This is a genomic window from Bacillus sp. FMQ74, assembly GCF_001875785.1.
In the GTDB taxonomy this organism is placed as follows: Bacteria; Bacillota; Bacilli; order Bacillales; family Bacillaceae; genus Bacillus; species Bacillus stercoris.
In genome coordinates this window covers 452,109-466,635 of record NZ_MOEO01000001.1, presented here as the reverse complement: position 1 = coordinate 466,635, position 14,527 = coordinate 452,109, and the positions used below count along the sequence as shown (strand labels likewise).

16 protein-coding genes and 2 riboswitches are annotated in these 14,527 nt (G+C 42.7%); of the genes, 5 read left to right on the top strand and 11 right to left on the bottom strand.

Annotation, left to right across the window (positions count from 1 at the left end):
• Nucleotides 1–16: 16 nt before the first annotated feature.
• Entirely contained in the window at nt 17–454 is a 438-nt protein-coding gene (gene mhqR, locus BLL41_RS02535; RefSeq protein ID WP_021479410.1) for a MarR family transcriptional regulator MhqR, read from the bottom strand.
• A gap of 192 nt (nt 455–646) precedes the next feature.
• Here mhqR and kinD point away from each other — a divergent pair, with 192 nt between their 5' ends.
• Nucleotides 647–2,167 carry a sporulation kinase KinD gene (gene kinD / locus BLL41_RS02530; protein WP_083427905.1) on the top strand — a complete coding sequence of 507 codons (1,521 nt, stop codon included), beginning with the start codon at nt 647–649 and terminating at the stop codon, nt 2,165–2,167.
• 27 nt (nt 2,168–2,194) lie between these two features.
• Here the strand turns inward: kinD and BLL41_RS02525 are convergent, their stop codons facing one another.
• Both BLL41_RS02525 and spo0E read right to left on the bottom strand, forming a co-directional pair.
• The gene (locus tag BLL41_RS02525; RefSeq protein ID WP_071576686.1) at nt 2,195–2,626 is read right to left on the bottom strand and encodes a hypothetical protein; all 432 of its coding nucleotides are present in this window, start codon (nt 2,624–2,626) and stop codon (nt 2,195–2,197) included.
• Between the two features lie 86 nt (nt 2,627–2,712).
• Nucleotides 2,713–2,970 carry an aspartyl-phosphate phosphatase Spo0E gene (gene spo0E, locus BLL41_RS02520; RefSeq protein WP_003218598.1) on the bottom strand — a complete coding sequence of 86 codons (258 nt, stop codon included), beginning with the start codon at nt 2,968–2,970 and terminating at the stop codon, nt 2,713–2,715.
• A 202-nt stretch (nt 2,971–3,172) separates the two neighbouring features.
• On the opposite strand from spo0E, the gene BLL41_RS02515 reads away from it, so the two are divergent.
• Nucleotides 3,173–3,493, top strand: a complete 321-nt coding sequence (locus BLL41_RS02515) for a YkvA family protein (protein WP_071576685.1) — start codon at nt 3,173–3,175, stop codon at nt 3,491–3,493.
• Between the two features lie 40 nt (nt 3,494–3,533).
• Here the strand turns inward: BLL41_RS02515 and mtnD are convergent, their stop codons facing one another.
• The 5 genes from mtnD to mtnE form a co-directional block, all read right to left on the bottom strand.
• Nucleotides 3,534–4,070 (bottom strand): acireductone dioxygenase, encoded by a 537-nt coding sequence (gene mtnD, locus BLL41_RS02510; RefSeq protein WP_071576684.1) that lies wholly within the window; start codon nt 4,068–4,070, stop codon nt 3,534–3,536.
• Nucleotides 4,071–4,084: 14 nt separating this feature from the next.
• Nucleotides 4,085–4,714 (bottom strand): methylthioribulose 1-phosphate dehydratase, encoded by a 630-nt coding sequence (locus tag BLL41_RS02505; RefSeq protein WP_071576683.1) that lies wholly within the window; start codon nt 4,712–4,714, stop codon nt 4,085–4,087.
• Nucleotides 4,672–5,379, bottom strand: a complete 708-nt coding sequence (mtnX, locus tag BLL41_RS02500) for a 2-hydroxy-3-keto-5-methylthiopentenyl-1-phosphate phosphatase (protein ID WP_071576682.1) — start codon at nt 5,377–5,379, stop codon at nt 4,672–4,674. The genes BLL41_RS02505 and mtnX overlap by 43 nt, the downstream gene beginning before the upstream one ends.
• On the bottom strand, nt 5,376–6,593 hold the full coding sequence (gene mtnW, locus BLL41_RS02495) for a 2,3-diketo-5-methylthiopentyl-1-phosphate enolase (RefSeq protein WP_071576925.1): 1,218 nt from the start codon (nt 6,591–6,593) through the stop codon (nt 5,376–5,378). The genes mtnX and mtnW overlap by 4 nt, the downstream gene beginning before the upstream one ends.
• A gap of 84 nt (nt 6,594–6,677) precedes the next feature.
• A riboswitch (SAM riboswitch) is annotated at nt 6,678–6,778 on the bottom strand.
• A 38-nt stretch (nt 6,779–6,816) separates the two neighbouring features.
• Nucleotides 6,817–8,013 (bottom strand): methionine-glutamine aminotransferase, encoded by a 1,197-nt coding sequence (gene mtnE / locus BLL41_RS02490; protein WP_071576681.1) that lies wholly within the window; start codon nt 8,011–8,013, stop codon nt 6,817–6,819.
• Nucleotides 8,014–8,107: 94 nt separating this feature from the next.
• Here mtnE and BLL41_RS02485 point away from each other — a divergent pair, with 94 nt between their 5' ends.
• The 3 genes from BLL41_RS02485 (at nt 8,108) to mtnA (ending at nt 11,494) form a co-directional block, all read left to right on the top strand.
• The gene (locus tag BLL41_RS02485) at nt 8,108–8,887 is read left to right on the top strand and encodes a carbon-nitrogen family hydrolase (RefSeq protein ID WP_071576924.1); all 780 of its coding nucleotides are present in this window, start codon (nt 8,108–8,110) and stop codon (nt 8,885–8,887) included.
• 83 nt (nt 8,888–8,970) lie between these two features.
• Nucleotides 8,971–9,127: riboswitch (SAM riboswitch) on the top strand.
• A gap of 104 nt (nt 9,128–9,231) precedes the next feature.
• Nucleotides 9,232–10,425, top strand: coding sequence for an S-methyl-5-thioribose kinase (gene mtnK / locus BLL41_RS02480; RefSeq protein WP_071576680.1), 1,194 nt, complete (start codon nt 9,232–9,234; stop codon nt 10,423–10,425).
• 7 nt (nt 10,426–10,432) lie between these two features.
• Complete coding sequence (gene mtnA, locus BLL41_RS02475) at nt 10,433–11,494, top strand: S-methyl-5-thioribose-1-phosphate isomerase (protein WP_071576679.1); 1,062 nt, start codon at nt 10,433–10,435, stop codon at nt 11,492–11,494.
• 33 nt (nt 11,495–11,527) lie between these two features.
• Here the strand turns inward: mtnA and BLL41_RS22500 are convergent, their stop codons facing one another.
• The 3 genes from BLL41_RS22500 to kinE all read right to left on the bottom strand — a co-directional run bounded on the left by BLL41_RS22500 (nt 11,528) and on the right by kinE (nt 14,453).
• Nucleotides 11,528–11,653: a hypothetical protein gene (locus BLL41_RS22500; protein ID WP_071576678.1), complete on the bottom strand. Its 126-nt coding sequence runs from the start codon at nt 11,651–11,653 to the stop codon at nt 11,528–11,530.
• An 89-nt stretch (nt 11,654–11,742) separates the two neighbouring features.
• Nucleotides 11,743–12,240 carry a methylated-DNA--[protein]-cysteine S-methyltransferase gene (locus BLL41_RS02465; RefSeq protein ID WP_071576677.1) on the bottom strand — a complete coding sequence of 166 codons (498 nt, stop codon included), beginning with the start codon at nt 12,238–12,240 and terminating at the stop codon, nt 11,743–11,745.
• Nucleotides 12,237–14,453, bottom strand: a complete 2,217-nt coding sequence (gene kinE / locus BLL41_RS02460) for a sporulation two-component system sensor histidine kinase KinE (RefSeq protein ID WP_071576676.1) — start codon at nt 14,451–14,453, stop codon at nt 12,237–12,239. Before kinE ends, BLL41_RS02465 begins: the two co-directional genes overlap by 4 nt.
• Nucleotides 14,454–14,527: the final 74 nt, after the last annotated feature.

Sequence of the window (14,527 nt, the reverse complement as noted above, 5' to 3'; positions counted from 1 at the left end):
ATCAGGCTTCCTTTTTTTACTTATTATGAAACTGTTTTGCGTTTAATCCTACTCTTTTTAACATTTCAGTGCACATCTCTACCTCTTCTTCGCTTAATACGCTGATCATTTCATCAATTTCAGCAGCGTGACCAGGGAAAATATCGTTCAAAAGACCGATGCCTTTTTCAGTAATTTGTGCAAATGTCACCCGTCTGTCTGTAGGAGACGCTTTCCGAATAAGAAGTTCTTTTTGCTCCAGCTTATCTACAACGTATGTGATGCTCCCGCTAGCCAATAGAATTTTATCCCCTATCTGCTGCAGCGGCTGATCGCCTTTATGGTACAAAAGCTCTAGTACAGCAAATTCAGTCGGATTCAGCCCGTGCTTATGAATATGCTTATTCATATGATCGTTAATAGACCGATACGCACGCGACAGCACGATAAATAACTTCAGTGATTTTTCTGTCATATCTCAATCATCCTTTTAGAAACCGTTACAGAGAAACATTAATAAACAAAGACCAAAATGTCAATAAAAATCTTTCCAATATTTCTCTTCTTTTTTAAAATGTAAGCTGCCCAACATCTTTTTCTAATTTTTTTGGTTATTTTTTCTTATTAAAGAAGAAGAAACAATGATATAATACCTCTAATCAGGTGTATGTTGGAGCGATGCAAATTGAAAATACTAAAAGGCGCCTGCGGGAGAGTCAAACTTTATATCATACTGGTCGTGATTCCGGCAATCGTCATCAGCTTTTTCGTATATGAAAAAGAAAAAGATACAATAGCTGCAGAACATAAGCAAGAAGCAAGTGTCCTGCTAAACCTTCACCGCAATAAAATCAATTATTTAATCGGAGAAACGATGGCACGAATGACCTCCTTGTCCATCGCCATTGACAGACCGGTTGATATAAAGAAAATGCAGTCGATTTTGGAAAAGACCTTTGATTCAGAGCCGAGATTTTCCGGCCTCTATTTTCTAAATGCCAAAGGAGACGTTACCGCAAGCACAACCGAATTAAAAACGAAAGTAAACCTGGCCGACAGATCTTTTTTTACAAAAGCAAAAGAAACAAAAAAGACAGTCATTTCAGATAGTTATTCGAGCAGAATTACAGGTCAGCCCATTTTTACAATTTGTGTCCCTGTTTTGGACTCAAAACAAAATGTGACAGATTATCTTGTCGCAGCTATTCAAATTGATTATTTGAAAAATCTCATTAACTTGCTAAGCCCTGATGTTTATATTGAAGTCGTGAACCAAGACGGGAAAATGATTTTTGCGAGCGGACAGGCCTCCCATGTAAAAGATCAGAAACCTGTCAGCGGATATCTGGATGATATCAGCTGGAATATGAAAGTATATCCGAACCCGGTCACAATAGAAGAATTGACGAAAAGTCTCGTGCTTCCGCTTTCATGCAGTATTGTGCTGCTGAATATCCTTTTTATTCTCGTACTGTATTATTTACTGAAGCGTCAGACCCAACTGGAGCGCTCAGAAAATGAGGCGCAAAAATTAGAGCTGATCGGGACGCTTGCTGCCAGCACAGCCCATGAAATCCGTAACCCTCTCACCGGGATAAGCGGCTTTATTCAGCTGTTGCAAAAGAAATATAAAGGTGAGGAAGATCAGCTTTACTTCTCCATTATCGAACAGGAGATCAAGCGCATCAATCAAATTGTGAGTGAGTTTCTCGTTCTCGGCAAGCCGACAGCTGAAAAATGGGAGCTGAACTCGCTTCAGGACATTATCGGAGAAATTATGCCGATCATCTATTCTGAGGGCAATCTATACAATGTTGAAGTCGAATTACAGCATTTAACCGAGCAGCCCTTACTCGTAAAATGTACAAAAGATCATATTAAACAAGTGATTTTAAATGTGGCAAAAAATGGACTCGAGTCAATGCCTGAAGGAGGCAAACTGACGATCTCCCTGGGAGCTTTAGATAAAAAAGCCATAATCAAAGTTGTGGATAACGGTGAAGGGATTTCTCAGGAAATGCTGGATCACATCTTCCTTCCCTTTGTTACTTCTAAAGAAAAAGGAACCGGTCTCGGCCTTGTCGTTTGTAAACGGATCGTGCTGATGTACGGAGGCTCTATTCATATTGAAAGTGAAGTGCGAAGAGGCACAGAGGTGACGATTACCCTCCCCGTGTCCGCTTCATAACCCCCTGACCTTGTCAGGAGGTTTTTTTTATCTTCGTGACCGGGCATTTCCATTCGACTTGCCTGCTGGACTGCCGAAAAAAAGGATTTTGATGAAACGCAGCAGCATTTTCAGAAGCAAAAAAAACATAAAAAATACTAAAAAACCCTTTATGCCTTCTGTGGCATCTAAAAACTCCATATTCCCTCTCCCCGTCACTTTTTGCTGAATCTCAATCGCAAATACGATAACAATGATAACTGTAACAGTATAGATAAAGGACAAGGCGGTCATACTCCATTTAGAAAGCCATGTAAACACAGCATGAGTAAAGCCGAAAAAAAATATGCCAAAAATGCCGATCACCCAAAAATGCATGTCTTTGTCAGTTAAATGAATGCCAAGTATTCCGCATAAAGAAATAAAAGCATCATGAAATTGATTGACCATTTCAGTAATGAGAATCGCCAGTTCTTTCATTAGTTCCCTCTTTCATATGAATTTTTCCAGAAAAAAAGAGCGCTTCTGAAAAGCTCTCTCTCTTTATATATGCATCTGATAGGCCGCTATTTATTTGCATCATATGCTGGCATAACATCTCTGCGGGGCCACAAGCCTAATTTCTTTACAAGACCTTGAATCCCTTGGGAATGTTCGTTTTCTTGCATAAGCTGGTGATATTCATTTATTAAACAATCCAGCTCCTGACTGTGCCTGATCGTGTCATGCCCTGTAAATCCCTGCTTTCTAGCGGCATCTATCATTAACTTTCTTTTTTCATCAATAGACACCAACAATCTTTCTTGTTCAGAAGAACCGCCCATTCACTTCACCCCTCGCCGCTAAGAAATAGGAAACAAGTTTGATTGGGTTATTGTGCATTATTACAGATTATACTTTATTTGTAAACATATTTTCATTAAATAAGTTAATTTTTCAGGTATAATAGATATATTGATAGGATTAGAAGAACAATACCCAGATGAAGAATATATTAAACACGCCGCCAGGCAGGAGGTATGCCCAATGAAGAAAAAGAAAGCAATAATGCTCGGAGCGGCAGGCGGAAAAGCGATTTTAAAGAGGAAAAACCGAAAAAAGTGTATCCAGCACATGACTACTTTTTTTCAGATGCTTCGCGATTGGCGAAATGGCGATTACCCTCGTTCACAGGTGAAAACACTTTTGCTGCTAACTGCTGCCATCTTGTATATCGTCATGCCGCTCGATATCATTCCAGACGTTATACTAGGTCTTGGTTTTATTGACGATGCAGTTGTTTTAGGTTTCATATGGACGCTAATTAAAAAAGAACTGTCACAGTATGAGCAGTGGCGTTTGCAATAAATATAAAAAGCCCCGTTCGGTGAACGGGGCTTTTTCATGCTTATTGATTCACGCTGTCTTTTTCATAAATCGGCACCCAGCCTTCAGTAGTGACAAAAATTCTCACCGCGACAACTTTGCGGTCCTCCTGAAGCGTGAAGTAATGACGGATATTCTCAGGCACGGAGATTAAATCTCCAGGGTTTAAACGGACATCAAAAAACGTGCCGTCCTTGCCTTGAATGACAAAAATACCGTGTCCGCTTACGATAAAACGAACCTCATCGTCTGTATGGTGATGCTCTCTTTTAAAATTTTCAAGCAGTTCATCAAGTTTCGGGTTGCTGTCTGACAATGAAATAACATCCTGTGCTTTGTAGCCGCGGCGGGTTGAGATGTCTTTAATCTCAGTTTCAAAGGTATCAAGAATTTGCTGTTTTTCTTCTTCTGTCAAATCATATTTCTCTGAGAGGTGTTCCGGAAGCTTCGCGATATCCCATTGCTCATAAATAACCTCTTGACCGTCCAGAAAGCTTGCTACTTCCTCTTGATGTTCAATCGTTGTATTTTCCTCATCATGAATTCGAATTGTAGCCATTTCAATTCCTCCTTTTATTTAACCAGCTGATGCTGAAGGGTTTTCAATTTTAAATGGTAGCTGAACAAAAATTCAAATGCTTCAAGCACTCTTTTTGCTTCAAATGCTGTTCTCCCCCATGCGGTAATACCGTGATTGCGGATCAGAACAGCTCCTGAATCTTCTGAAACTTCTTCCTCAAACAGCGCCGCGAGCGTCGGAATATGAGCCGGATTTTCAATGATCGGAATGGTCACTTCTGCATTCTCTTCCCACAAGCCGAGTGCTTTTATAATTTCCTGGCCTCTGAATGTGATTTTCTTTTGGTCTCCGTATATCTCTGAAATCACATTATTGTTTACCGTATGGACATGCAGGCAGCATCCGGCATTGGTTTTATTGTACAAATGTGTATGCAAAAGCGTTTCCGCTGACGGTTTCAGAGAATGCCCGCTTTCAGCGGGCTCTCCGTTTTGGTCGACCAAAAGAAAATCTTCATCCGTCTCTTTGCGTTTATCTTTTCCGCTTGCAGTGACGAGAAATGTTAAAGGCTCATCAGTAACCTTAATGGATAGATTGCCGCTAGTCGCCGGAAACCAATCTCTCTCTGCCAATTCCCGTTTTACTTCAGCGAGCTCTCGCCACCGTTCTTGTTTTGCAGCCATTCCTGTACCTCCGTAACATTCTCAATTTCTTTTCTTATCTCATAAAAATCTTGATACGGGAGATGATTGAGGTTTTGCTCCCGGCATTCGTTTAATAAATAATCCCTTGCAAAGCATAAGTCAGATAGCTTTGCTGCCTCCACATCTGTAACCGAATCACCGATCATGATGATATATTGGTTTGGTTCAGAAAGTTCATTGATGACCGACGGCTTACAGCACCCGCATTGATTGCTGCATGTTCCCTTGCAAGAATATGGCCAGTCAATATGAATATGGTCATTGTCAAATGACGCATGATTGCAATAAACGCGGTCTTTCTCCACAATGCCTTCAAGCAAAGGATATACAAAAAAGTCCATTCCTCCGCTTATGACATAAAACGGAAGCTCATGCTCATTGATAAACGCTACAAATTCCCGAAAGCCTTCCCTGATTTTTGCATCTTCCAATACAAAACTTGTAATCTCTTGTTTTAAACGGCTGGGCAGAAGGCCGAACATCCGCCCGACACCTTCCTTGATCGACAGCTTTTTGGAAAGTACGCCGTCTTTTAATGCCACCCACTCCGGCGGAGCGAATGTTTTCATGATATTTATAATGTTGTCGTTCATCGTGATGGTTCCGTCAAAATCACATATAATCAAAGGTTTTCGAGTCGTCATACGGCTTCAGCCTTTCCCCATTTGTCTAGCGCAAGCTTAAGATCCTTGCATTGTTCGGCTTTTTCATCAATCGGCTGGGCTTCTAAGACCGCATCAATAATGGCTCTGAACGCACGCCCCCCGCCTTGTGCACCGTTCGGATGACCATGTACGCCTCCTCCGGCGTTAATAATATGATCTATGCCAAAATCACGCATTAATAGCGGAACCATGCCAGGGTGAATGCCTGCTGACGGAACGGCAAATGTTTGGTTAAAAGCATCCTCTCTCACACATTCCTCATGAATGGCCAGCGCATCAGCTCTTGGAAGCGCAACCGAACCATATGGAGACGGAAAGAGGCTGAAGTCAGCACCGCAATACCGGTTTAATTTCCCGAGTAAAAGTGCATGAGAAAAACCGTAAAACGGAGAAGACGTAAGCGCCCCGCTGACCGCTGGATGCGCCATAATCGGAATTGCGATTTCGGGATCTTCCGCAAGGCTCTGCATAACGTCCAAGCCGTAAGCGAAGACATTAAACAAAAGCGCATCAGCCCCCAATTCGGCAGCACGTCTCGCTTTGTCTTTCAGATCAGCCGTGCGTCCAGTCAAATTCACCGCATACAGCGTTTTATGTCCGGTTTGCTCATACGTCTCTTTTAATATTTGCTTTCCTTCTAAAATTCTTGTTTCAAAAGGCGCTAGACCTGTCTCAAAGAAAATTTCATCGTCTTTAATCAAGTCAACTCCGCCAAGCGCCTGCTGTCGAAGCTGTTCTTTAATATCACTTAGGTCTCTTCCGATTACACCTTTAAATATGCTCATTAACAGCGGTCTTTCAAACTCTCCCAGCAGCTTCCGGATGCCGTATACGCCAAACTTTGGTCCCGGCAGTACACGCTTAAATGCTTCAGAGAAGTGAAGATCGATTAATTTGATTTTTCCGTCCAAGGACAGCTTGCCAAACACTGTTGTCAGCAAAGCCGGAATATCCTGAGAGAAATTGATTTCAGGATAGGCAATTGTGATGACGGCTTGTTTTTCTGATACAGAAGATCCCTCTCTCTCCTCAACATTTATCACCCGCCCCTTGTGCTTTTGCATTTGCTCCTGCTTTACAAGGGGGAGATCAGTCCAGGAGCCTACTGTCAATCCTGTTGCAATTTGTTCTGCTTTCTTCTCTGTATCAGCTCCCGGTTCTGTTAGGAGATATGTTGCTAATAACTCACTCATGCCAGAGCTCCTTTCATTTTCATCCATATCAAAAAACCTCTTCAAACTGCAATCGCGTCTGAAGAGGTTTCGTTTCTCGTCCGAATCTTATCTCTCAGCCGCTAGCTGCAAGAATTAGCACCGTGCTTTATAAGTCGGTTGCCGGGCTTCTTCGGGCTCGTCCCTCTGCCTGCTCTTGATAAGAAAATATAGATTTTATAAATTATTTTGAATTATCCCATCGTTATAGGGTCTTGTCAATGGTTTTTTGGGTAAACAGGTTTAGTTTGCCAATTCGATAAGCGGCTTCCTTGAGCCTTTCTTCACTTGTTAAAAGTCCGACTCTGACGTAGCCCTCTCCGTATTCACCGAAGCCGTTTCCAGCCGCAACCGCCACATTCGCTTTTTCCAGCAAAAGGTCTGAGAACTGCTCAGAAGTATAGCCTTCAGGTACAGGCAGCCATGCAAAAAATGACCCTGCCGGAGCTGTCACATCCCAGCCAATTTCACGGCATGCAGCAATCCAAGCGTTTCGCCTGCTCTCATATCGGGCATTTTGCTCTGCCACACATCTCTGATCAGCTAACAGTGCCTCTGCTGCAGCCTCCTGAGTCGCTCTGAAAAGACTGACAAACATATGGTCTTGATAAAGATTGATTGCTTCAATGACCGAAGCGTTTCCGACGGCAAAGCCAACCCGCCATCCTGCCATGTTATACGTTTTTGACAGCGTGTAAATTTCAATTCCAATATCCTTTGCACCTTCAGTCTGCAAGAAGCTTAAAGGCTTACAGCCGTCAAACCCTACAGCGCCGTAAGCAAAATCATGAACGACGCAGATCCCGTTTTCTTTTGCAAAGCTCACGGTTTCTTCAAAAAATTCAGAAGTAGCAACAGCCCCAGTCGGATTATTCGGATAATTTAAATACATCAATTTCGCCTGTTCTCTCACCTCAGCGGGGATGCTGCTGTAATCGGGAAGAAATGCCCTGTCCTTTACGAGCGGCATCATTTCCATCTTCGCTTTCGCGAGTGTGACACCAGACCAGTAATCAGGGTAGCCCGGATCGGGAACTAAAATCGTATCACCGGGATTCAACAAGCATTGCGGGAGCTCGACAAGACCGGCTTTTCCGCCGAATAATACAGCGACTTCGGTTTCAGGATCCAGATCGATGCTGTACTCTCTTTTGTAAAATGCAGCAGCCGCTGACTTCAGGCTGTATGAGCCGCGAAAAGACGAATATTTATGATTCTCAGGATCAGCAACAGCTCGTTTCATCTCCTCGACGATATGTTCCGGAGTCGGCTGATCTGGATTTCCCTGTCCTAGATTGATAACGTCATGTCCCTCTGCGAGCTTTCGGTTCACTTTCTGCACCAGGGAAGCGAAGAATTGTTTAGGCAATTTCTTCAATACATGAGACTGTTCAAATTTCATCTATTCTCACCTTCTAAAAAAATCTTGAAATGATAGTCCATCATCATATATGGTTAAATGAAAAAAGTAAAGAAAAATTTGGGGTGTTAAAATGATGAAATGGACGATATCTTGTCTTCAATTTGATATTTCATATGGTAAATCTTCGGAAAATATAAAAAAGGCTGAATTTTTGATCGAAGAAGAAAGCAAACATGCTGATGTTCTTGTTCTGCCTGAATTATGGACGACCGGATATGATCTGGCCAATCTTGATCAACTCGCTGATGAAGACGGCCGCATTGCTCAGAGCTGGCTGAAGAAAACGGCAAAAAAACATGGAGTCCATATTATCGCCGGATCGGTCGCTGTCAGAAAGGATTCTGATGTTTATAATACAATGTACATCGCGGATAAGGAAGGACAAATCATTAAAGAATACAGAAAAGCACATCTTTTTCAGCTGATGGATGAGCATCTGTATTTATCAGCCGGTTCCGAAGATGGATGCTTTGAGCTTGATGGCGTCAAAAGCGCAGGATTGATCTGCTACGATATCCGTTTTCCGGAGTGGATCAGAAAACATACAACAAAAGGTGCCAACGTGCTGTTTATTTCCGCGGAATGGCCTCTCCCCCGCCTTGATCATTGGAAAAGCCTGCTTATTGCCCGTGCCATTGAAAATCAATGCTTTGTCGCGGCCTGCAATTGCACCGGTTCAAATCCGGATAATGAATTTGCAGGACATAGCCTGATTATTGATCCATGGGGGCGTGTACTTGCTGAAGGCAGCCGTGAAGAAGGCATAGTCCGTGCGGAAATTGACCTTCATAAAAGCGTCGAGGTGCGTGAGAGCATCCCTGTTTTCGACGATATCAGAAAAGATTTATATTAAAAAATGTATTGACAACTAACTAAATTACCTGTTACCATGTTCATCAACTGATAAATTAGAATTGTCTAACAAGTGAATATATTCTCTTATCGAGAGTTGGGCGAGGGATTTGGCCTTTTGACCCCAACAGCAACCGACCGTAATTCCATTGTGAAATGGGGCGCATCTTTTTCGCGCCGAGACGCTTGTCTCTTAAGGCACGGTGCTAATTCCATTCAGATCTGATCTGAGAGATAAGAGAGGCGGACATAGATGTTAAGCCTCCTTCTCTCTCAGAAGGAGGCTTTTTTACGCCATTAAGCTGGAAACATATCAAGTGATTACATAAATTGGAGGTTATGATGATGGCAGTCACAAAAACACCTTTATACGAAACGTTAAATGAAAGTTCCGCTGTGGCATTGGCTGTGAAGCTTGGCTTATTTCCAAGCAAAAGCACCCTGACATGCCAGGAGATCGGCGACGGCAACTTAAATTACGTTTTTCATATTTATGATCAAGAACATGACAAAGCATTAATCATTAAACAGGCGGTTCCTTATGCAAAAGTGGTGGGAGAAAGCTGGCCGCTCACAATCGATCGTGCAAGAATCGAAAGCAGCGCTCTCATCCGTCAGGGCGAGCATGTACCTCACCTGGTTCCAAGAGTGTTTTACTCTGATACGGAAATGGCGGTTACCGTCATGGAGGATCTCTCTCACCTGAAAATCGCAAGAAAAGGACTCATTGAGGGTGAAAATTATCCCCACCTGTCACGGCACATCGGTGAATTTTTAGGAAAAACACTTTTCTACTCATCAGATTACGCTCTTGAACCTAAGGTGAAAAAACAGCTTGTTAAACAGTTTACAAACCCTGAGCTATGCGACATTACGGAAAAACTTGTTTTTACAGACCCTTTCTTCGATCATGACACAAATGATTTTGAAGAAGAGCTTCGTCCTTTTGTCAAGAAGCTTTGGAATAATGACAACGTCAAAATCGAAGCCGCAAAGCTGAAAAAGTCATTTTTAACGTCTGCAGAAACATTGATTCATGGTGATTTGCATACAGGGAGTATTTTCGCAAGTGAGTATGAAACAAAGGTGATTGATCCTGAATTTGCTTTTTACGGACCGATTGGCTTTGATGTAGGACAATTTATCGCCAACTTATTTTTGAACGCACTCAGCCGTGACAGAGCTGACAGAGAGCCGTTATATGAACATGTCAACCAGGTCTGGGAAACGTTTAAAGAGACGTTTAGTGCAGCCTGGAAGAAGGACAGTCTGGATGTTTACGCCGACATCGACGGTTATCTCACTGATACGCTCAGCCATATTTTTGAAGAAGCAATCGGATTTGCGGGCTGTGAACTGATACGCCGCACGATCGGCCTTGCCCATGTGGCTGACCTGGATACAATCGTGCCGTTTGATAAACGAATCGGCAGAAAACGGCTGGCACTCGAAACCGGCACAGCCTTTATCGAAAAACGTTCAGAATTCAAAACAATCACGGATGTGATTGAATTATTTAAGTTACTTGTAAAGGAATGATCCATTCATGACCCATTCATTTGCTGTTCCGCGTTCTGTTGAATGGAAAGAAACAGCTATTACCATTTTAAATCAGCAAAAGCTTCCTGATGAGACGGAATATTTGGAGCTGACGACGAAAGAGGATGTATTCGATGCGATTGTCACGCTCAAGGTAAGGGGTGCTCCGGCGATCGGCATTACGGCTGCCTTCGGTCTGGCGCTTGCTGCCAAAGACATTGAAACAGAGAATGTCACAGAATTCCGGCACAGGCTGAAAGACATCAAACAATATTTAAACAGCTCACGACCTACAGCCATTAACTTGTCATGGGCGCTTGAAAGACTGAGTCATTCGGTCGAAAACGCGATTTCCGTAAATGAAGCAAAAACAAACCTTGTCCATGAAGCAATTCAGATTCAGGTCGAGGATGAGGAAACGTGCCGGTTGATCGGCCAAAACGCACTGCAGCTTTTCAAAAAAGGCGACAGGATCATGACGATCTGCAATGCCGGCTCAATCGCAACAAGCCGCTATGGAACGGCGCTAGCTCCGTTTTACTTAGCCAAACAAAAAGATTTGGGATTGCACATTTATGCCTGCGAAACAAGGCCTGTCCTGCAAGGTTCACGCCTTACTGCTTGGGAGCTGATGCAGGGAGGCATTGATGTCACGCTGATCACAGACAGCATGGCCGCCCATACGATGAAGGAAAAACAAATTTCCGCTGTTATCGTGGGAGCTGACCGAATTGCAAAGAACGGTGATACGGCAAATAAAATCGGCACATATGGCCTTGCTATTTTAGCAAACGCCTTTGATATTCCGTTTTTTGTCGCCGCACCTTTATCTACATTTGATACGAAGGTCAAATGCGGCGCTGATATCCCGATAGAGGAGCGGGATCCCGACGAAGTCAGACAGATTTCCGGAGTACGGACCGCTCCATCAGATGTGCCTGTCTTTAATCCCGCTTTTGACATTACACCTCATGATCTCATTTCAGGAATCATCACAGAAAAAGGGATTATGACCGGTAATTATGCAGAAGAGATTGAACAGTTGTTTAAAGGCGAAAAAGTGCATTAAAAAACCGCTGGACTTTGCTCATTTGGAGCTGAGTCAGCGGTTTTTTTGTTTCTTTTTGTTAACATTGATGATTTCATCTTTTTGAGCGCTTGATAAGATATGCAGTTTCACAAACAGTTTGGCAAAAACGGCAATTTTCTCAGAGCGGCTCGGCTTCAATTGCTTTGTCCTCCTTTTTCATCAGACCAACTTTTTTAACTTAATAAAATGATATGTCGGCAGTGAAAAAAGGGAACGTGCCATATGTTTTATTTTTCATTATAGGAGATTTGCTCGATGTTCAGCAAAAATGCTTTGATATCAGTTTTGCTTCCGGCGTAGCCTGTTAACGCACTGTTTTTGCCAATCACTCTGTGACACGGAACAAAAATCGGCAGGTCGTTACGTTTATTAGCCTGTCCGACAGCGCGCACCGCCTTCGGACTCCCGACCGCAGCGGCAATATCAGCATAGCTTCGGGATTCACCATATGGGATCCTCTCCAGCGCCTCCCACACTTTTTTCTGAAAAGGTGTGCCCTTTTGGCTGAGCGGCAGGGAGAATGTTTTTCTTTCTCCGGCGAAATATTCATGAAGCTGTTTTTTCGCTTCTGCAAGAAGAGGTGTTTCCTTGTGTTCTGTCTTCTGAACGGTTTCTTTCCAATCCATCCAATCTTCCTGACTGAGAAATAGACGGGTGATCCGGCCCTCCTCTTCGGCAATGATAAATTCACCGAGCGGCGTTTCGGCTATCGTATAGTAATTCATTCATCATTCCTTCTTTCTTCAGCATTCTGTCTGACGGGAAGCGTAATATGAAAAACGGTGCCTTTCCCTTCTTCACTTTCGACCATAATCTCGCCTTGATGTTCTTCAATAATTTTATAGCTTACCATAAGCCCAAGTCCAGTTCCCCGTTCCTTTGTCGTATAAAATGGTTCACCAAGGCGCTTTAATTTATCTTCTGTCATTCCGATTCCCTCGTCTTTTAAGGAGATGAGAACATGATCTTGATCCAGTACCCTTATCGTCACAAAAATGTTTCCGCCGTCAGGCATCACTTCGATGGCGTTTTTTAATATGTTGATAAAAACCTGTTTCAGCTGATTCGGTTCACAGTAGATCGGGGGAATGTCGTCCATTAAATCAAGCTGCATTTGTACATTGCTGAGATTGGCTTGCGCGTTTAGAAGGTCTATCGTGTCTCTCATAATTTGGGTAACATGTTTTTCCTCATACATAATGGCCTGGGGCTTGGCTAAAATCAAGAATTCGGTGATGATGGATTCGATGCGCTTTAGTTCTGAGGTGATCACATTGAAGTAAAGGGCGTAGTCTCCCTCGACACTTCCTTTCAGGAGCTGAATGAAGCCTTTAAGAGCAGTCATCGGATTTCTGATTTCATGAGCAATGCCGGCTGCGAGTTCGCCGACAACATGAAGGGTATCTGATTTGCGCAGGCGTTCCTCCAATTCTTTTCGCTCTGTAACGTCTTTAAAGATAGCCAAGTTCATATTTTGAATAATATTCCGTTTAAATGAGAATTCGAGTTTTCGATTGTCACTGCTGCTTAGCAAAAATGGAATTTCGTTGTCCATTTCATCAAAATTAATCTGCCTTGCCGGTGATGCCAGATTTTCTATTTCATAAGCAGAAATAATATCTAGCAGGCTGTGCTGTTTGATCTCTTCATGTGACAGGCCCAAAATATGGCTTGCTAACGGGTTGGCGTCGATGATCCTGTATTGATTGTCGAACAATACATTGCCGTCCATTGAGCCGTTGAACACTTTTCTGAATTTCAGCTCACTTTCCCGAAGCTCCTTTTCCATCCGCTTTCTGTCGCTGACATTTCTTAAGATCGTCAAATGCTGGTTTTCAAGTATTGTCCGCTTTGAAGTGAATTCGAGCTCTTTGAACTGTCCATTCCCCATTTGAAACAGCAGCTCTTCTCTGATCTCTCCGTATTTTGCATATTTCCTTTTCGTTATGCTGTATTTCTGCTGCGAGTCGACGAGAAAATCACACAGCTTTCTTTTCAAAAGCAAATTCATCGGCAGCTCAAAGATTTTGCAGGCTGATTGATTCGCCTTAACGATTCTTCCGTCATTCGACCAAATGATTATGGCGTCCATCGCATTTTCAAAGATTTCTCTGAATCGCTCCTCACTTTTAAAGAGCTGAAGCTCCATAGACCGCTTCTCTGTGATATCCCTCATAATGGACATATAAAAACCGCTGATGATGTTTGATGTAATCGTGAATTCAAATAGCTTTTGGACTCCTGAACGAAGCTTTACAGGCAGCTCCCCCTTCGCTTTTCCCTTGCGGTTGAGCGCCTTCCAGATATTGTCGAAATCTTTTCTTGAGCCGCTGTCTATAAACTCATACAACGATAAATGAGACAGCTCATTATGATTGATTTCAAAGCTTTTACAAAAGGACAAATTGGCATCAATAAAACCGCCATCTTTATCAAACAGGACGATTCCGTCAACTGCTCTGTCAAACAAGTCCTTAAAAAGCTGTTCATTCATAGAGAATTCCCGCTCAAGAATCTTCTTAGAAGATATGTCCCTCATGACAACAAAAAAGAAATCCTCGCCAATGCCTCTTTTGGCCAGAAACTCTATGTATTTTGTCGCCCCGCAATCAAGCCTGATCGGGACCTCCTTCCACAGAAAGCCTTTTTTAAAAAACTTCTTTACGGCAAGATTCAGTTCATCCTTTGGGATTGAAAACAAAAAATCCAACACAGAACGCTTTTTTAAATCTTCCGAATCAACCTGAAGCATCCTTTCTGTTGCTTCATTCGCTTGAACGATTCGCATTTCGTTATCACAAATAAAAATAGCATCGAGCGTATTGTTGACAATCACTTGATGCTGATTCAATTCCTTTTTCAGTCGCGCGTTTTCTTCTTTGAGGCGATTCAATTCCTCTCGCAGCTCCGAGTTTGTCTGGACATCAAGAGTTTCCATGCATGTACACTCCTTCTTCAAAACCTATCCCTCAATATTTCTACAAAATGCGGGAACTTCCTTCATTTGCCCTA